This is a genomic window from Paraburkholderia hospita, from assembly GCF_002902965.1.
GTDB classification, from domain to species: domain Bacteria; phylum Pseudomonadota; class Gammaproteobacteria; order Burkholderiales; family Burkholderiaceae; genus Paraburkholderia; species Paraburkholderia hospita.
Map to the genome: position 1 here is coordinate 800,563 of NZ_CP026106.1, position 17,597 is coordinate 818,159.

General features: G+C 59.0%; 13 protein-coding genes. 8 read left to right on the forward strand and 5 right to left on the reverse strand.

Translation table 11 applies throughout. The features are described from left to right. Window positions 1-18: 18 nt before the first annotated feature. The 3 genes from C2L64_RS22020 to C2L64_RS22030 are packed head-to-tail and all read left to right on the forward strand — an operon-like array spanning window position 19 to window position 3,327. Window positions 19-1,386 (forward strand): MFS transporter, encoded by a 1,368-nt coding sequence (locus C2L64_RS22020; RefSeq protein ID WP_007585667.1) that lies wholly within the window; start codon window positions 19-21, stop codon window positions 1,384-1,386. Between the two features lie 43 nt (window positions 1,387-1,429). Next, window positions 1,430-2,377, forward strand: coding sequence for a hydroxymethylglutaryl-CoA lyase (locus C2L64_RS22025; RefSeq protein WP_007585665.1), 948 nt, complete (start codon window positions 1,430-1,432; stop codon window positions 2,375-2,377). 50 nt (window positions 2,378-2,427) lie between these two features. After that, the gene (locus C2L64_RS22030; RefSeq protein ID WP_007585663.1) at window positions 2,428-3,327 is read left to right on the forward strand and encodes an MBL fold metallo-hydrolase; all 900 of its coding nucleotides are present in this window, start codon (window positions 2,428-2,430) and stop codon (window positions 3,325-3,327) included. A 34-nt stretch (window positions 3,328-3,361) separates the two neighbouring features. Here C2L64_RS22030 and C2L64_RS22035 read toward each other — a convergent pair whose 3' ends face one another. Continuing rightward, complete coding sequence (locus C2L64_RS22035; protein ID WP_007585661.1) at window positions 3,362-4,297, reverse strand: LysR family transcriptional regulator; 936 nt, start codon at window positions 4,295-4,297, stop codon at window positions 3,362-3,364. Window positions 4,298-4,614: 317 nt separating this feature from the next. On the opposite strand from C2L64_RS22035, the gene C2L64_RS22040 reads away from it, so the two are divergent. From C2L64_RS22040 to C2L64_RS22050, 3 genes are read left to right on the forward strand one after another with little or no spacing between them, the layout of a single operon-like run. Continuing rightward, window positions 4,615-6,654 (forward strand): hydantoinase/oxoprolinase family protein, encoded by a 2,040-nt coding sequence (locus C2L64_RS22040; protein WP_007585659.1) that lies wholly within the window; start codon window positions 4,615-4,617, stop codon window positions 6,652-6,654. Next, complete coding sequence (locus C2L64_RS22045; protein WP_007585658.1) at window positions 6,651-8,399, forward strand: hydantoinase B/oxoprolinase family protein; 1,749 nt, start codon at window positions 6,651-6,653, stop codon at window positions 8,397-8,399. The genes C2L64_RS22040 and C2L64_RS22045 overlap by 4 nt, the downstream gene beginning before the upstream one ends. A gap of 25 nt (window positions 8,400-8,424) precedes the next feature. Beyond that, on the forward strand, window positions 8,425-9,582 hold the full coding sequence (locus C2L64_RS22050) for a CaiB/BaiF CoA transferase family protein (protein WP_007585657.1): 1,158 nt from the start codon (window positions 8,425-8,427) through the stop codon (window positions 9,580-9,582). Between the two features lie 147 nt (window positions 9,583-9,729). Here the strand turns inward: C2L64_RS22050 and C2L64_RS22055 are convergent, their stop codons facing one another. From C2L64_RS22055 to C2L64_RS22065, 3 genes are all read right to left on the reverse strand, one after another. Beyond that, the gene (locus tag C2L64_RS22055) at window positions 9,730-10,719 is read right to left on the reverse strand and encodes a D-2-hydroxyacid dehydrogenase family protein (RefSeq protein WP_007585656.1); all 990 of its coding nucleotides are present in this window, start codon (window positions 10,717-10,719) and stop codon (window positions 9,730-9,732) included. Between the two features lie 112 nt (window positions 10,720-10,831). Beyond that, window positions 10,832-12,193, reverse strand: coding sequence for an MFS transporter (locus C2L64_RS22060; RefSeq protein WP_007585655.1), 1,362 nt, complete (start codon window positions 12,191-12,193; stop codon window positions 10,832-10,834). 127 nt (window positions 12,194-12,320) lie between these two features. Beyond that, the gene (locus C2L64_RS22065) at window positions 12,321-13,523 is read right to left on the reverse strand and encodes a CaiB/BaiF CoA transferase family protein (protein ID WP_007585654.1); all 1,203 of its coding nucleotides are present in this window, start codon (window positions 13,521-13,523) and stop codon (window positions 12,321-12,323) included. A 577-nt stretch (window positions 13,524-14,100) separates the two neighbouring features. Here C2L64_RS22065 and C2L64_RS22070 point away from each other — a divergent pair. Next, the gene (locus tag C2L64_RS22070) at window positions 14,101-15,201 is read left to right on the forward strand and encodes a LacI family DNA-binding transcriptional regulator (protein ID WP_238554696.1); all 1,101 of its coding nucleotides are present in this window, start codon (window positions 14,101-14,103) and stop codon (window positions 15,199-15,201) included. 142 nt (window positions 15,202-15,343) lie between these two features. Here C2L64_RS22070 and C2L64_RS22075 read toward each other — a convergent pair whose 3' ends face one another. Next, complete coding sequence (locus C2L64_RS22075) at window positions 15,344-16,099, reverse strand: IclR family transcriptional regulator (protein WP_007585652.1); 756 nt, start codon at window positions 16,097-16,099, stop codon at window positions 15,344-15,346. 130 nt (window positions 16,100-16,229) lie between these two features. Between C2L64_RS22075 and C2L64_RS22080 the strand changes: the two genes are divergently transcribed. Further along, entirely contained in the window at window positions 16,230-17,423 is a 1,194-nt protein-coding gene (locus tag C2L64_RS22080) for a fumarylacetoacetate hydrolase family protein (RefSeq protein WP_039900999.1), read from the forward strand. Window positions 17,424-17,597: the final 174 nt, after the last annotated feature.

The window sequence follows — 17,597 nt, forward strand, 5'->3', positions numbered from 1 at the left end:
CGGCTGGAGGAGACATGCATGAATTTGCCCATCGACGCTGCAGCTAACCCGCAAGCCGAGCAGACGTACCGCAAAATCACCAGGCGCCTGATTCCTTTTCTGTTCCTTTGCTATGTGTTCGCTTTCCTGGACCGCGTGAACGTAGGCATCGCACAGCTTGATATGAAGCACGACGTTGGCTTCAGCGACTTGACTTACAGCATCGGGGCAGGGATTTTCTTCCTTGGCTATGTCCTTATGGAGGTGCCGAGCAACCTCCTGCTGACAAAAATCGGCGTGAAGCGCACGTTTTCGCGAATCATGGTCCTGTGGGGCATCCTGGCAGCAGCGACGGCATTCGTGACGCTTCCGATGCATTTCTACACCGTACGTTTCCTGCTCGGCCTTGCCGAGGCCGGTCTCTATCCGGGCATCATTTTCTACCTGACGCGCTGGTATCCGGTGGAACGTCGCGCAAAGGCCATCGCAATCTTCACCTGTGCAACAGGTATCGCAGGTTTGCTTGGTGGACCGATGTCGGGTTGGCTGATGACCCACATGGAAGGCGTTCGAGCACTGCACGGCTGGCAGTGGATGTTCGTCGTTCAAGGACTGCCGGCAAGCTTTCTGGGCGTCGTAGCCTTCTTCTTCCTGGATGACGGTCCCGAGAAAGCGAAATGGTTGAGCGTCGAGGAAAAGGCACAGGTGCTCGCTGACATCAACAAGAGCTCTGGCGTGAGTGACAAGCATGCGGAACACACTTTCGGGCGCGCACTCCTTGACCCACGCGTGTATGTGATGGGGTTCGTCTGGTTTGCACAGATTGCGGGTGTGTTCGCAATCGGCTTCTGGTTGCCCACGCTTATCAAGAGTACGGGGCTGAGCAGTCCGCTGGAAATCGGTCTCTACTCGGCGATTCCGTACTTTGTGAGCTGGCTTGCGCTCATTGGGATGAACTGGAACTCCGACCGGACAATGGAGCGTCGCTGGCACTGCGGCATCACCATGATTATCGGAGCGATTGGATTGTTCGCGGCAGGCCTGATTCACGGCAGCCTTGCGTGGTCCATCGTTGCTTTATCCGTCGCGACGGCCGGGATTCTTGCTCCCAATCCGCTTATCTGGGCGATTTCGACGGATTACATCCGCGGTAGTGGCGCTGCAGGTGGCGTGGCGTTGGTGAACTGCATCGGTCTGCTTGGTGGTTTCGTTAGCCCGATGATCATCGGGTCCATCAAGACAGCGACTAACAGCATGGTTGGAGGCCTTGGCGCCATCTCTTTGCTCATGGTCCTTGGTGCGCTTGCCGCGATTGTGCTCGCTCCTAAAACGACGGGAGCCAGGTCGGTCGCCGAGCTTGGTGCTGACAAGCTGGATGACTCGGTGGCGGCAAACGCAATGCTTTGACAGATGCCCGGACGGGTCATCTGGTTACGACGGAGATTCTGGAATGACGACGCGTGAAAAGGTGCAAGTGCGCGAGGTAGGTCTGCGCGATGGTCTGCAAATGGTCCAGACGATTCTGTCGACCGAGCAGAAGCTTGAGTGGTGCCGACGGATGGTGGATGCAGGGTCGGTTGAGATTGAGGTGACATCGTTTGTGCCTCCCAAAATCGTCCCGCAGTTTGCCGATGCAGCCGAAGTCGCACGTGGCGCGCTGGAGATACCAAACCTTCACGCCGCTGCACTCGTGCCTAATCTCAAGGGCGCACAGCGAGCGATAGAAGTTGGCTTGCGAAAAGTGCACTACGTGCTGTCAGCCAGTAACGAGCACAACCTTAAAAACGTTCGTCGAACGACCGCGGAGTCTGTTGAAGATTTTCGACGGATTGTTGTAGAGCGTGATGCAGGCGGGAGCACGTCACGCAGCGTCACGCTCGGCGCCGGCGTAGCGACAGCATTCGGGTGCACCATCTCCGGCCGGGTCGAGGAAAGTACGGTACTTGGTCTCGTCGAGACACTTCTGGAAGCTGGCGCCGACGAAATCACGATTGCCGACACAGTTGGCTATGCAAATCCCGGGCAGGTCAGGGCGCTGATGCGTAAAGTTCTCGCCATCACTAAAGACGTACCAGTCGCCTGCCATTTCCACGACACGCGTGGCCTTGGTCTTGCCAATGTCGTCGCCGCGCTCGACGCAGGGGTGCGCAGCTTTGACTCGTCACTTGGCGGCCTTGGTGGATGTCCGTTCGCACCAAATGCAACTGGGAACATCAACACTGAAGATACGGTATTCCTGCTGGAGTCCGAAGGTCTCGATACGGGCATTGATATCAATGCGCTGCTTGCAATACGAGAGACGATTGCAGGCTGGTTACCGGGCGAACCGTTCACGGGTGCGATTGCGCGTGCAGGCTTGCCGAAGACATTCGATTTACGCGAGGCCGTGGTGGCCTAGTGCATTGCGTCCGGGAAACACTATTTTTGAATTGAAAGAAGGAGCGCGCAGTGCACGTCCAGAAAATTGGCGATATCGAGATTCGCAAAGTGAGCGAGATTGATAGTCTGGAATTTGAGCCTAATTGGCTCTTTCCTACCGTTGACCTCGACTTTGTAAAGGAACAGCGGAGCTGGCTGGGCCCGCATCTCATTGAGCCGACAGAACTCAAGCTGTATCTCAGCTTCCACAGTTACGTCGTCAAGACCCGTCACCACACGATTCTCGTGGACACCTGCAATGGCAATCACAAGCAGCGACCGTCGATGCCCTCGTGGAGCAATCTGCAGACACCGTATATCGAGAATCTGGCCGCAATCGGCATTCGACCAGAAGATATCGACTACGTCATGTGCACGCATCTGCACACTGACCATGTCGGCTGGAACACCCGTCTCGAAGATGGCCGTTGGGTTCCGACTTTCCCGCGTGCGAAATATATCTTCTCGCGCGTCGAGTACGACCATCTGCTGAAGCTGCATCAATCGAACCCTGAGATGCCGGTCAACCGGGGCTCGTTTGTTGACAGCGTCCTGCCCATCGTGGAACACGGTCAGGCGACGTTCGTGGAAATGGACCACTCTTTCGAACACGAGCTCGGCAAGGACGTATGGCTGTCCCCGGCAGTGGGCCACACGGCGGGCCACGTACTGGTACACATTGGGCACGAGCATGGCGAGCATGCGGTCATGACGGGTGACGTTATCCACCACCCAATCCAGTTTGTCGACCCTTCGCTTGCCAACGCTGCAGATTTCGACGCAAAGCTGGCTCATGAGGCGCGCTTTGGCGTGATGAGCCGGTACGCAGACACGTCAACAAAGCTTCTTACGGCCCACTTCCCGTCGCCAACGGCAGGTCGGATAGTGAGTCACGGCGACGCGTTCCGCTTCGCTTTCGACAAGGAATAGCGGTCGCGGTGCAGGCGCACACGTGTCTCAAAGGTCACATTTCCGCGATGCGGCTCTGGCAAAGTTCGATGAACTTCTGAACAGGCTGCGTCAGTGTTGCGCCTCGTCGTGTCGCGATGCCGTAGGGAGCGCCTCTTCGTTCGATGTAGAAGGGGAGTATCTTGACGAGGCCACCTACAGCGAAATACTCGGCGACCTTGCGGGGTATCAGGCCGACCGTGCCGCTTCCCGTCTGAAGCAGAGCGAGCGTGGCGAAGGTTGAAGACGTCTCCATCGCGTAGCGTGGAAAGCTCAGGCCCTCATCGTCAAGCAACTGCTCGAAAAGCGAGCGCATCGGAAGCGTTGCCTGCGGAACAATCCATGGGTTACCGATGATGTCTGCCAGTTGCACCTCGGTTTTGTCACCAAGCGGGTCGGCGCCGTCAACGACGAGGCAGATTTCTTCGACCTCCAGTGGAATGAAATCGTAGGCTTCTGGGTGGACGCTGACACTGGGCCGCCCGATAACGAGGTCCAGCAAGCGCTGGTCGAGCATTGCGAGCAAGCGCGCACTGTTGTCTTCCCAGACCTCGATCGAGGTATCAGGTTGGGCCTCACGCAACGCTTTCACGGTGGGCGCCAGCCATACTGGCAGCGAGCCCATTACGGCGCCAATCGCCAGGGTGCCCCCGCCACCTCGCAGGATTGCGGCCAGTTCATCTCGCATCGTTCCAACGTCCGCCCGAAGGGTTCTGGCGTGACGGATGACGCACCTGCCAAGGTCGTTGGGAACAATCCCTCGCGGCGAACGGGAAAACAGTTCGACACCGAAGATGGCTTCGAGCTCTTGCAGCGATTTGGTTATCGCCGGCTGCGACAGCGAGATCTGGTGGGCTGCCTTGCGCAGCGACCCGTGGTCGTCGAGCGCGATGAGCAGCGCAATATGGGCCCCGCGAAGGCGCCGCAGAATTGCATCGTTACTGGTTATCACGGATATAACCCCAGACGTTCACCTGATTCAAACCTTTCATTATCTGCATCGGAAGGGGCGTCAGTACACTGGACTTGTCGATGGACGCATGCGCGATTCGGACGGTAATTCCCGCCAAAGCAGGACGCCTGACGATACGGCGCGAGGCGTTTGACGGTAGGTGATAACTCGCACGAATCACTGCCGCGCAGTGTAACCGCGATTTCTGCCTCGATGCATGTGGACTGCATCTACGTCCGCGCTGTGATGGGCAACGCGTATCAGCGTCCGACCGGCATTTCCAGAAGGCTCATACCTGTCAACGGAGACAAACAAGCGTGAAACGGATAGGGATTGACGTCGGCGGCACCTTCACCGACGTGGTGATGGTGGACGACTCGACGGGTGCGGTGTGGTCGACCAAGGTGCCTACAACGCCTCAAGACCGGGTCGTAGGAACGGTCGAAGGTTTCCGAAGGATTCTTGAAATCTCGGGCTCGAAAAGTGCCGATATTTCCTTTCTTGGCCACGGTACGACAATGGCCACGAACATGGTCGTGGAGGGCACGGGCGCCAAAACGGCTCTGGTCACCACCCGCGGCTTCCGCGACATCCTCGAACTACGGCGCGCGTCCCGCCATGACCGTGCTGACCTCTATGACCTGCTGTTCGACAACCCTCGGGCGCTGGTGGAGCGCCGTTGGCGGCTCGAGGTGACGGAGCGTCTACGTTTTGACGGGAGCGTTGAGACGCCGCTCGCGTACGAAGAGCTGACCGGGATTGCTGCACGCATCCGTGAATCCGACGTGGAAGCCGTAGCGGTGTGTTTCCTGCACGCGCACGTCAATCCGGAGCACGAGAAGGCTGCCGTCGCGGCGCTGCGTGAAATGCTGCCCGACCGGTTCGTGAGTGCATCCCACGAGGTCAATCCTGAAGCCATGGAGTATGAGCGGACCAGCTCGACGGTCATCAACGCGATGCTCGGGCCGGTCTGTGGCCGCTACATCGGTCGTCTGGTCGATGCACTTGCGCAACTGGGCTTTGCCGGCAAGTTTCTCTTCATGCAGTCAAACGGTGGCCTCGCAAGCCCTGCACGCGTTGCGGACCGTCCGATTGTGCTTCTGGAATCGGGCCCCGCAGGTGGTGTCAGCGCTGCAATCCGCAATTGCGAGCGTGGCGACTTGCGCAATGCCATTCTCGGCGATATGGGCGGCACCACGTTTGACGTTTCGCTAATCCGGGATTTCCGACCCGAGATCCGGAACAAGAGCCTGTTGCATAGCTACACCGTGCGTTCGCCCAGCATCGACATCGACTCCGTGGGCGCGGGTGGCGGCTCCATTGTCTGGATTGACGCGGGCGGCGGCGTTCGAATCGGCCCTGAAAGCGCCGCGGCTGACCCGGGGCCGGCATGTTACGGCCGTGGTGGCAAGCGACCAACGGTCACTGACTGCAACCTCGTGCTCGGCTACATCGACCCGGACAATTTCCTGGGTGGCGAATTCCAGCTGGACGCGAAGGCGGCATGGCGAGTCGTCGAAGAGGTTATCGCAAAGCCCTTGGGAATGAGTGTGCCCGAGGCGGCGCAGGCCGTGCGCTCTGTCGCGAACGCGTTGATGGCACAGGCGATTCGCATCATGACGGTAGAGCGGGGTTACGACCCGCGTGAATTTTCGTACATTTGCTACGGCGGCGCAGGCCCCGTCCACGCAGTCGACCTTGCCCACGAAATGGGGATTCGCCGCGTGGTGATTCCGCCATTGCCTGGGCTCTTCAGCGCGTTCGGCATGATGGTCGCCGACCAGCAGTATGACTATCAACGTCCGGTTGAATGTGACCTTGCCAGGCTCGGCGATGAAAGGTTGCATTCGGAGTTTGACGAACTGCTCGCGCTCGGTCGAAGCGAGGCGGAGCGTCACGGCGTGGAGGCGAATCAGACCCGCGCTGTGCGGCTGGCGGATTGCCGTTATGCCGGTCAGCCTGATGTCATCACAGTCGAGGTATCCGACGACGCATCATGCGCTGCGCTGGCGAGCGAGTTTGAAGCGGCACATCAGCGGCTCTGGAACTTTGTCAGCAAGGACAAGCCGATTGTGGTCGCGAATTTGCGTTTGCAGCTCATCGCGACGAGCGGTTGGCGAGGCGGCGTGGCGCACTCGGATGACGAAGCAGCCGTTGCTCCCGTTCGTACCCGTGACGTGTATATCGACGGCAATGTCCGCGCCTTGCCGGTCTTTGCTCGAAGCCGGCTCCCGGTGGGTGCCCGGATTGAAGGACCTGCTGTTATCGAAGAGCACAGTAGCTGCGCGGTCTTGAAGGCATCGCACACAGCGCGCGTCGACGACGACCTGAACCTCGTGATTGAACTGGCGGCATGAACATGGACATCGTTACATACGAAATCATCCGTAGCAGTCTGTTTGCGGTTGCGCGGGAAATGAAGATTGCCATGATGCGGACAGCGGGAAGCCCGCTGATGCACGCGAGTGGCGACTCATCTGCCGCTATCTTCGACGCTGACATGCAGCTCGTTGCTCAAGGCAACGACATCCCTACGATGTTGGGCTCGGCAGTCATTTCCACCCGTGTCTCGGTCGAGGCCATTGGTCGCGAAAACCTGCGGCCTGGCGACGTCATTGTCAGCAACGACGCTTACGTCGGCGGCGGCAATCACCAGCCGGACGTCCAGTTCACGCGCCCGGTCTTCGTTGACGGTGAAATCGTTGCCTTCGTGATGACACGTGGGCACTGGACGGACATCGGTGGGCAGTCACCTGGCAGCTATGCAATTGCCACGTGGGACGTGTTCGCCGAGGGCATCCGGATTCCCCCCGTCCTTCTCTATCGGAACGACGAGCCAGTGCGCGACGTACTGGAAATCCTGACGCGCAATAGCCGAAACGCTCATGAGCTGCGCCTGGACATTCAGGCGCAATATGCGGGCACCTTTGTGGGTGACCGCCGCATCGTGGACCTGGTTGCAAAGTATGGCGCCAACGCGTTGCGTGACGTGATGAGCCAGAGTCTCGACCACTCGGAGAAGCTCATCCGCGCAGAGATTGCGAAGATTCCCGACGGTGTCTACGAGGCGGAGGAATATCTCGACCCCATCGAGGCGCCGGGCTGGAAACACGAGCGCCCGCTGCTGAAGGTCAAGGTCATCGTGAAGGATGACCACATCACGTTCGACTTCACAGGCACAGGCGCTCAGGTGCGAGGCGGAATCAACTGTCCGTTCTCCGTCACCTGCAACAGCACCTGGTTCACAGTCAAGGCGTTGACGGACCTTAGCATCCCGATCAATCAGGGTTGCTATCGGCCGGTGACCATCATTGCCCCGCAGGGCAGCGTTCTCAATTGCGAATATCCGGCGTCGGTCGTATCTGGCAACACCGAAACATCGCCGCGGGTCATTGACCTTCTCCTGAAGGCCCTCGCGCCCGCAGTTCCCAATCGCATTCTCGGACAAAGCAACTGCGCGGCGTGCGCGGGCATCTTTAGCGGACGCGATACGAATCAGGCTCGTGTTGCGGAGACTGGCGAAAAATTCGTCACGATGCACGACGTGCATGCTGGCGGGATGGGCGCGCGGGCAGCCAGGGATGGGGTGAGCGGCATCCGGGTCTATGTCGGCAATGCCGGCAGCCAGTCGATTGAAATGATTGAACGAACTTCGCCGTTGCTGGTTGAAGAGTGGTCGCTCGTACCCGATACGGGTGGCGCTGGCCGGCAACGTGGGGGTCTGACTTCCCGCCGTGTGTACCGCGTCGAATATGACGAAGCCACGTTCACGGTCTCGGGAGAGCGTGGGCACACGGCGCCGGAAGGACATTTCGGCGGACTCGCCGGCAGCCCGTTCGTTTGCAAGGTGCAGCGAGCTGACGGGCACGACATGGTTGTACCCGCCAAAGGTGGCCAGACAGTCGTGTATCGGAATGACCGTGTCGTTGTGCAGCCGGCCGGTAGCGGTGGATTTGGTGAGCCGCTGGAGCGCGAGCGTGCATTGGTCCTGGCGGACGTCGCCGACGGTTACATCAGTCGGGACGCAGCCGTCCGCCTCTATCAGCTTGACCGCGAACTGATTCAGTCGGAGCAGATTGAAGTCGCCGCGGAGGCAACGTAAGCCGGTGACTGGAAACAAACGGAGTATGGAAATGACGAAGCAGCTTCCACTCGATGGCGTTTGCGTTATCGAGATTGGACACAGTCTCGCTGCACCTTATGCCGGCATGGTATTGCGGGCACTTGGCGCGGAAGTCATCAAGATTGAAAGCGCGGAAGGCGGGGACTACGCGAGAGACTGGGGCCCTCCTTTCATCGATGGTGCTGCGGCACTTTTTCACGCGGTGAACCACGGAAAATCGAGCATCGCGATGTCGCTGTCGGACCCCCAGCAGGCGGACCTGTTGAGGGACCTCATCGCGCGACGCGCAGATGTTGTGTTGCAGAACCTGAAAGCAGGCGGTACGGAGAAGTATGGGCTTGGCGCCGGGCAGATGTTGAAAGCCAAGCCCTCGCTGGTGTACTGCAATCTCGGCGCCTTCGGGACGGTCGGGCCGCTGCGCGACAAGCCTGGATACGACCCGCTCGCCCAGGCGTTCAGCGGCCTGATGAGCTTCATGGGTCAACCCGATGAGGCATTGAGCCGGATTCCCATCTCGGTGAACGACATGGGCACGGGTCTGTGGGCAGCGATCGGCGTGCTATCCGCGCTGTTCCGCCGGCAAACCACGGGCGTCGGTGAAGTCGTTTCGGTGTCGCTTTACGAAACCGCGCTCTCGTGGGGCGGTATGCAGATTGCCGACTACCTTGCGTGTGGAGCGCTTCCGGGACGGTGGGGTTCCGGCACGGCAGCCATCGTGCCGCACCAGGCATTTGAGTGCGCCGATTCGACCATTATGGTCGCAGCAGGTAACGACCGACTCTTCCGTCGGCTCTGCGAGGTTCTGTCAGTCAACGAGTTGGCGGACGACAGCCGCTTTGCGGCCAATGGAGCGCGAGTCAGCAATCGGGTGGAGCTGATTGCGCTTCTGCAGCACGAGTTCAGCAAAAACACGGCTGCACATTGGCTTGAGCGCCTCGACAAGGTGGGGATTCCCAGCGGACCGATTCAGACTGTCGACCAGGTCGTCGTCCATGAGCAGACGAAAGCGTTGGATATCCTGCAGAAGACTGAGGACGGCGCCGCGACGTTTGTGGGGCTTCCCGTATCGTTTGGCGGAAAGCGGCCTGCCGATACTGGGTCCACACCTAAGCTCGGTGAGCATAACCATCTGCTCACTGACGCACTTCAAGAAACCTCCTGAGTGCGCCGCCGCATCCCGGACAAAACATCGGGTCGAGCACGATATGCCGGATAGGCAACGGGAATCGATACGTGAGCGACTCCAGCGAGGTTCGATCCGGGCGACGATCTGGTCGCCGCCCGGATCATTCGAAAGCCGAGGGCGCGACTACGAAGTAATGGTCTGGTAACTGATTTCGCGTCTCTCTGCAGTCAACGTACGAATCGGCTCGCCTTTAATCCAGGCGCGAATGTTTTCAACGGATTCGCCATAGTAGAACTCATACGAACCCTCGGTGACATAGCCGAGGTGTGCCGTCGCAATGACGTTGTCCATCGTCCGGAACGCGTGGGTGACCGGGAGCGGTTCGATATCAAATACGTCCAGCGCGGCGCCAGCAATCTGTTTGCGCGATAGAGCCGCAATCAATGCGTCCTCGTCCACAATCGGTCCACGTGCTGTGTTCACAAGTAAGGCATGGGGTTGCATCAGGGAGAGTTCACGAGCGCCGATGAGACCTCTCGTACGTTCGGACAGGCGAACGTGGATTGACAGGATGTCACTGGACGCAAGCAATTCGTCTTTTGATACGTACTGAGCGCCATGCATGGCAGCGGATTCTGCTGTCATGTTCTGGCTCCAGGCGATTGTCTTCATGCCAAAGGCCTGTGCGACGCGCGCTGTCACGCTGCCGGAGTAGCCTAAACCAAGCAGACCGATGGTCTTGCCGCTCAGGTCTCTGCCGACGGAGACTTGCCATCCACCATTTCTGAACGAATTGACCTCGGCGGGGATATGACGCGCGGCCGCGAGAATGAGTGCCCACGTGTGTTCAGCCGCTGCCGTCAGCGACGATGCCGTCCCGCAGACAGTGATACCCAGTTCGTCCGCGGCTTCAATGTCAATGGCAGCGTTCCACGGGCCCGTGCTTGCAAGCATTTTGAGGTTCTTGAGCCTCGATAGGACGCTCCTCGGGAACCAGGTTCGTTCCCGCATCACGCACAGGACGTCATAGGGTTGGAGCCGTTCGACCAGGGCATCCTCATTGTCGATATGGTCAGTGAAGATGGTGATTTCGGCATGCTTGCGCAGGCTGTCCCAGTTTCCGAACTTCATCGAGGTGTTCTGGAAGTCGTCGAGGATGGCGATTTTGTGCATGAGTTTCTTTACTGTTGATGCCGGATGGGCGTATCGACCGCACACCCGGCGGGTCGTTCAAAGAAGAAGTTAGCTGCTGCTGATTACCGTTTCGATGGAACCTCGCTGGCGTTCACGCTGGTTGGGTCGCTTTCGGCTTGAATCCTACGAACATGACGATGATTCCGAGAAAGAGGACGGCGGTCATCACGTAAAGGCCACTATTGAGCGACCCGGTCATTGTCTTCAACCATCCGATGATGAAAGGGCTGCAGAATCCACTGAGCAGACCGATGCAGTTCACGAACGCAATGCTTCCAGCTGCAGCAGGCGAGCCGTGGAGATAGCCGGAAGCCATTGACCAGATCAGCACGTTTATCGAGAAGATGCCGACACACGCGACGGTCAGCAAAGCGATTGTCACCACAGCTGAGCTCATCGACTGCGACACAAGAAGAAGCGCTATCGCACCGATGACGCCGGCAATGGTCGCATGCCAGCGCCGCTCAAGCGTGCGGTCCGAGTTTCGGCTAATTGCGACCATCCCTATGGCGCCAATACCGTAGGGAATGGCCGACAGCCATCCAAGTTGCGCGAGGTTCGATATGCCCGAACTCTTCATGACGGTAGGAAGCCAGAACGTGACCGAATAGGTTCCGCAAACGAAGGCGAAGTCGATGAACGCAAGCATGTAGACCTTGGGGTCCGCGAGCGCTTGCGCGAGCGTTCCGTGCCCGTTCTGGTTGTTCTTGCGTTTGCGTTCCGTTTCGGCTCGAAACCCTTCCCGCAGTGTGTTCTTTTCTGCGTCAGTCAGCCATTTCGCTTTGTCGATGTTGTCATCCAGGACGAACAGCGTAAGGATGCCAAGTGCGACGGCAGGCAGCGCCTCCACGATGTAGAGCCACTGCCACCCAGCCATGTTGGCGACGTTTGCAAGCGCTGTCATCGCCCATCCGGAGATGGGGCCGCCGACCAGGCCGGCAACGGGAAAGCCGACCATGAAGCATGAAATGATGACGCCGCGCCTGTTCTCAGGGAACCAGGAGCTGAGATAGAAAATCACGCCGGGAAAGAAGCCAGCCTCGAATACGCCGAGCAGTAATCGGACGAGGTAGAACTCGGTCACGTTGGAGACAAACGCCGTTAAGGTCCCAACGATTCCCCAGCAAATCATGATCCGAGCGATGGTCTTCTTCGCTCCCATGCGCTTCAGAAGCAGGGCGCTTGGCACCTCGAGCAGACAGTACGAGAGGAAAAAGATACCCGCGCCCAGGCCGTACACAGCATCGCTGAAACCAAGGGCGTCCTGCATTTGCAACTTCGCAAATCCGACGTTGATGCGGTCGAGAAAGGCGACGACATAGCAAACGAAGAGCAGCGGCACGATGCGAAGCGCGACGCGCAGGTAAAGCCTGCGCTCCTCCGCGCTCACGGCCGCGACGGACGGCGGTTCGTCCGATGATGTCGGAGTCGGTTCAAGAAAGGTCTGGCTCAATTGCTGTCTCCTGATTGTCCCGATTCGTCTGGCAATTGAGGCCAACGTCCGAGAACGCTTAATGGAAGTGTGGGTGAAACTTGAAATGAATTCTTGAAATGAATTCGCGACGGATACAACTCACGTCTCAATCGCACTCCTGTTGCAAAAGGTCGTCTTCGCGGTTGCGCGCTGGCGGCCTGGTCAGCAAATGGTTGTGTTCACCAAGGCCGGGTGTATTGCCGGGCAAGGGCGGGCGTTGGCCGTCGAAGGAGACAGGCAGCGCGACGGTCCTCGTTCGTCCATCGGGCGTCTCGCGAAGGATGTCGAGTGACACCGTCTGTTCGTCCATGACCACGCGGTCGACCGTCTGCAAGGGGCCGCAAGGAATCGATTCCGCTTCAAGCTTCTCCAGCCAATCGCTCGCGGTCTTCTGCCTGAACCTGACTTCGAGAAGTGCAATCAAGGCCTTTCGGTTCAAGACACGGTCACCATTGGTCGCAAACCGTGGGTCGTCAGCCAGTGAGGGCAGGTCCATCACATTGCAGAGGCGGCGATAAAGCGTGTCGTTACCTGCGGCGACAAGGATTTCGCCATCTGAGCAGTCGAATACCTGATAGGGCACGATGTTTGGGCTACCCGACCCTATGCGGGCGGGTTCTGGCCCGCCGGCAAGGCAATCCGAAAGGGGCACCGTCATCCAGGCCAGGGCGGTCTCGTAGAGCGACACGTCGATGACCTGGCCGCGCTCACGGTCGCCACGGTCTTTGCCCCGCAGCGCGGCGAGGACGCCAATGACGGCCCACATGCCTGTGCCCATGTCATTGATCGAGACGGGAACGCGGCTGGGCGCGTCGTCGGCATGCCCCACGATGCTCATCATCCCGCTGTAGGCCTGTACCAACGGGTCGTAGCCGGGCTTGCTTCGCAAAGGGCCGGTGGCGCCAAAGGCTCCGAGGTTGCAATAGACGAGCGACGGACACAGTTCCGTCAGGTCCTTTGCCCCGAGGCCATAACGGTCGAGATTGCCGGGCTTCAGGTTCTGCAGGACCACATCGGCATTGGCGACGATGAACTCTCGAATGAGTTTGGTGCAGACCGGGTCGCTGAAATCGGCGCTGATGCTTTCCTTGCCGTGGTTCATTGCATGAAAGAGCGCGGAGGCTCCGTCGATGAAGGGCGGCCCCCATCCGCGGGCGTAGTCCCCCTGGGCTGCGTTCTCAATCTTCACGACGCGGGCGCCGAGATGCGCGAAGATGATGCCCGCGTACGGTGCCGCAAGGCTGTGTCCAATCTCCACGACGCAAATGCCGTCAAGCGGGAGCGGCCGCGTCATTTGTCTCTCAGCCATGGCGCATCCCCTTGCCAGGATTGGCTGTGCTCCGCAATTCGTCCGTTCGCACGGTATGCGGGCATCTTCCTCCAGTAGCGCTTCTGAGGCAGGTCACGGTATCTCGCAGATGTATTTGATGAAACGTTTCCAAAATTTAACGTATGACTAGAAGCTCTCTTGTCTACGTGGTTTGGCGCTTGATGAAACGTTTCCAATGATAGATCGAAGGACGTCTTTGTCAAGGCGGTAGTTCCCTGGCGGATCTACCGTCGCTTTTTAGGGATGTTCCGCGGAGGACCTTCCACCGGCGGAAAGCAAGTCTCGAAGGGGAACCCGTTCACCTTGCTTGACAAAGTAGGCGCGGCAGGGAAAATTGGGAACGTTTCCACCGCGTCGTCGAATGGAAGGCAGCGCGAGTGCGACGTCCTCGCCGCCCAGCCAGGAGGCGAGGCCAGATTTGAACGCGGGGTCGATGCGGGGCGTCGGCTCTCCCGGGTGTTCCGTTTTCGCAGCCGTAGCGCTCGCAAGAGCTGGGCTCACCGAGGGCGGTACGCAGCAGTTTTGCTTACGGCCTGACGCAGGCTTTGCCGACAGAATGAGTATCGAATCCAAAGGCAATATGACACGCCGAACTTCGGGCGCAGCTGACGTCGCATCACCTGACGATGAACGCAAGCCGTCAATCCGGGACGTCGCGCAACTGGCGGACGTCAGTCTGGGCACGGTCTCGCGGGTAATCAACGCGCATCCCAACGTGCGCGAGGACACACGCAAGCGCGTGAAGGCTGCCATCGTAGAACTGGGTTATGTGCCGAATATGGTGGCCCAGAGCATGCGCAGCAACAGGTCGATGACGTTCGCATGCGTAATGCGCGACTTCACCGTCCCTGTGCTCAGCTTGTTCGTCGACTCGATGCAAAAGGAGATTGAAGGTTTCGGCTTCTCGCTGATGGTCGCATCCAGCTACCACGACCTCAAGCGCGAACGAGAACTGCTGCTTGGCTTCCAGCAGCGACGGATAGACGGGCTGGTAATCGCCACGTCGTCGGAGGAGGACCCAGCGCTTCTGACGATGCTGCGGGAAGCACAATTTCCAATCGTGTTGCTGGATCGTGAGTTGCCTGCCGAGCTTGATTCCGTCTCCGTGAATCACGCCGCAGGTGTTCGGCAAGCGGTGCTTCACCTCGCCGACCTGGGACATCGCCGCATTGCAATCATTTCTGGTGAACCGGGAGTGCATCCGACGCAAAGCCGGTTGAAGGGTTTCGGCGATGCATTCAAAGAGCGTGGCCTGACGCTGGAGCCAGAACTGATCCGGCACGCCACATTTGCCAGAGACGCCGGCTATACCGAAACGAGGCATTTGTTGGAGCTCGACAAACCACCTACGGCTATCGTTGCCGGCGGAACATCATTGCTTCCTGGCGTAATGCAAGCAACGCGGGAACGTGGACTCGTGATACCGCAAGACTTATCGGTTGTCGCCGGAGCGGACAGTGACGTCGCGCTTCTCGCGACGCCTGCGTTCACTGTGGTTCGATGGAACCATGACCAACTCGGGAAGGCGGCGGGGAGATTCCTGATGGAGCGTTTGGACAACCCGAAACTGCCCCGCAGGAGATTGACGGTGGACGCTGAGCTGGTGATGCGAGGTTCGTGCGCGTCACCGCGTCGGACGGTGGCTCTGAGGGGTTGAAGCTATCGCTGGTCGACTCTGCCCCGGTCCAATCCCAGATAACTAGCCAGGCATTCGCCAGCGCCTTTCCAGTGAGCCTGATCGACATTGATCTCGCAAGAATTTGAGCAGTACTGCTCTATCGGCATGCGGTTGAAGCGAGTCAGATATTTCCCAGGCGAGCGCCGATTTGCAAAGCCATCTTCGCTATAGCAAGGCGAATCTGCTTCTCTCGCTTTTGGTCGATGCGACCGATGGGGATGCTCGTGCTGACGGCAAGTCTTTTCCCATAGGCTGTCTGCCCGACATAGGCAGCAAAACAGGCCAGTCCAGCGGCAGATTCCTCGAACTCGCTCGCCTGGCCATTTTCCCGGACAACTGCGAGCTCACGTAGCAGGACAGCGCGTCGCGTGATTGTCCTTGGCGTCACTGCGGTGAGCTTTTCCGGGAGCAGTTCGATCAACTCTGCCTCAGAAAGCGTTGCAAGCAGCGCTTTCCCCAACGCTGAGCAATGTGCCGGCAGCCGGGAGCCAAGGTCCGATACGAGTCGCACCGGTCGTCGCGAATCCTCTCGGGCGATGTAGACAACGTCAGTTCCGTCGAGCGTCGCCAACTGCACCACTTCGTCATGTGCGGCCACGAAGGAAGCTGCCAACGCACGGAACACAGACTGATAGCCGTCGTGCCGCACATACGCGTTCCCCAACTCGAAAAGCTTCACGCCGATGAGGTAGCCGTCGCCGTGCTTTTCAACCCAATGCTGCCGCTGCAGTGAGTCGAGCAGCAGGTAGAGCGTACTGCGCGACAGGCCGGTTGCCTCGCGCAACGCCGACACGCGCACGGGCTCCCGCGCCCCAGACAGAACGTCGAGGATGTCTTGTGCTCGCTTCAGAGCCGGTACCTCGTAGACCTTTTCCATAGCAACCAGATTCGCGGGAATTTGAAGAAGGATTGTCCAACCAGTTGGACATATTTTCAACATAATGGACACCCCCTCGCCGCAACAATAGGATTTGCGCTTCCCTCTCCTTGATAGGCGATCAGCGTAAATGGCTATTTCCCCGGCACATTCATACCTTCCTGCAGATTCAGAGCGAGCGATACTCATTGGTCGCGTATGGCGACCAGCGCCGCACAACGGCCCGTCAGTCGTAGTCGTTCGAAACGATGAGGTCTTCGACATCACAGAAGCCGTTGTAACGACGGCAGACCTGTTCGACCGCGCGGACGCACTGGAAATTGCTCGTAACGCGCCGGGTGAGTCACTCGGGGGCGTGGACGCACTGATAGCCAGGAGTCTCGACCCCAATGCGACCGGACTCAGGTTGCTCGCGCCTTGCGACGTTCAAGCCATCAAGGCTTGCGGCGTGACGTTTGCGGTTAGCCTGCTCGAGCGCGTGATTGAGGAGCAGGCGGGCGGTGATGCAAGCAAAGCATTGGAAATCCGGGAGACGATTAACACACTGATTGGTGTAGACCTCTCCAGGATTAAACCGGGCTCGGAAAGCGCGCAGAAATTGAAGGCTGAAATGGAGCGGCGGGGCGCCTGGTCGCAGTACATGGAGGTCGGCATTGGCCCAGACGCAGAGGTGTTTTCGAAGTCGCAGCCAATGTCGGCAGTGGGGCTTGGCGCGAATATCGGTCTCTACAAAACGTCAGTCTGGAATAACCCGGAACCGGAGATTGTGCTTGCAGTGAACAGCGCCGGTCATATCGTGGGTGCGACGCTCGGAAACGACGTCAATCTGAGAGATATCGAAGGTCGCAGTGCTTTGCTGCTCGGGAAGGCGAAGGACAACAACGCTTCGTGCTCCATTGGCCCGTTCGTTCGCCTCTTTGACGCGCATTTCACGCTTGATTCCGTCCGGAAGGAAAGTGTGTCGCTGAAGATTGACGGCATCGACGACGGTTTCGTGCTCGAAGGCGTCAGTCATATGAGCGAGATTAGCCGCGACCCGATCGACCTGGTGAACCAGACCTATGGTCCGCACCATCAGTATCCCGATGGCTTCATGCTTTTCCTCGGCACGATGTTTTCGCCAATCAAAGACCGGGACGCGAAAGGTGCGGGGTTCACCCATCACCTTGGTGACGTCGTTACTATCTCGGCGCCCTCGCTGGGCGCGTTGGTCAACATCGTGCGGCGCTCCGACGAGATCACTCCCTGGACGTTCGGCGTACGTGCCCTGTACGGCAATCTGGCGGCGCGTGGTCTGCTGAACAGAAATGCATCGGGGGCTTGACCGATCGTGCGTGCAGACTGCCTGACGTCGCCCGGAATCGTCATCTCCTTTTGTGCCGTCGACATGCGAGCACAGCGCGTGCTGGGTCAAAATGCCGTTTTACTATCAGGGGCCTGCGGCGGCCGTCGGTCGCGGTGCCTGACCGCGCTGGATGTCGCGTTTCGGCAGGCCATG

What these genes read in the sequence shown, in the direction of transcription:
- C2L64_RS22020 (WP_007585667.1), top strand. Translation starts at nt 19, where the DNA reads ATGAATTTGCCCATCGACGCTGCAGCTAACCCGCAAGCCGAGCAGACG.
- C2L64_RS22025 (WP_007585665.1), top strand. Translation starts at nt 1,430, where the DNA reads ATGACGACGCGTGAAAAGGTGCAAGTGCGCGAGGTAGGTCTGCGCGAT.
- C2L64_RS22045 (WP_007585658.1), top strand. Translation starts at nt 6,651, where the DNA reads ATGAACATGGACATCGTTACATACGAAATCATCCGTAGCAGTCTGTTT.
- C2L64_RS22050 (WP_007585657.1), top strand. Translation starts at nt 8,425, where the DNA reads ATGGAAATGACGAAGCAGCTTCCACTCGATGGCGTTTGCGTTATCGAG.
- C2L64_RS22055 (WP_007585656.1), bottom strand. Translation starts at nt 10,719, where the DNA reads ATGCACAAAATCGCCATCCTCGACGACTTCCAGAACACCTCGATGAAG.
- C2L64_RS22065 (WP_007585654.1), bottom strand. Translation starts at nt 13,523, where the DNA reads ATGGCTGAGAGACAAATGACGCGGCCGCTCCCGCTTGACGGCATTTGC.
- C2L64_RS22070 (WP_238554696.1), top strand. Translation starts at nt 14,101, where the DNA reads ATGAGTATCGAATCCAAAGGCAATATGACACGCCGAACTTCGGGCGCA.
- C2L64_RS22075 (WP_007585652.1), bottom strand. Translation starts at nt 16,099, where the DNA reads ATGGAAAAGGTCTACGAGGTACCGGCTCTGAAGCGAGCACAAGACATC.
- C2L64_RS22080 (WP_039900999.1), top strand. Translation starts at nt 16,230, where the DNA reads ATGGCTATTTCCCCGGCACATTCATACCTTCCTGCAGATTCAGAGCGA.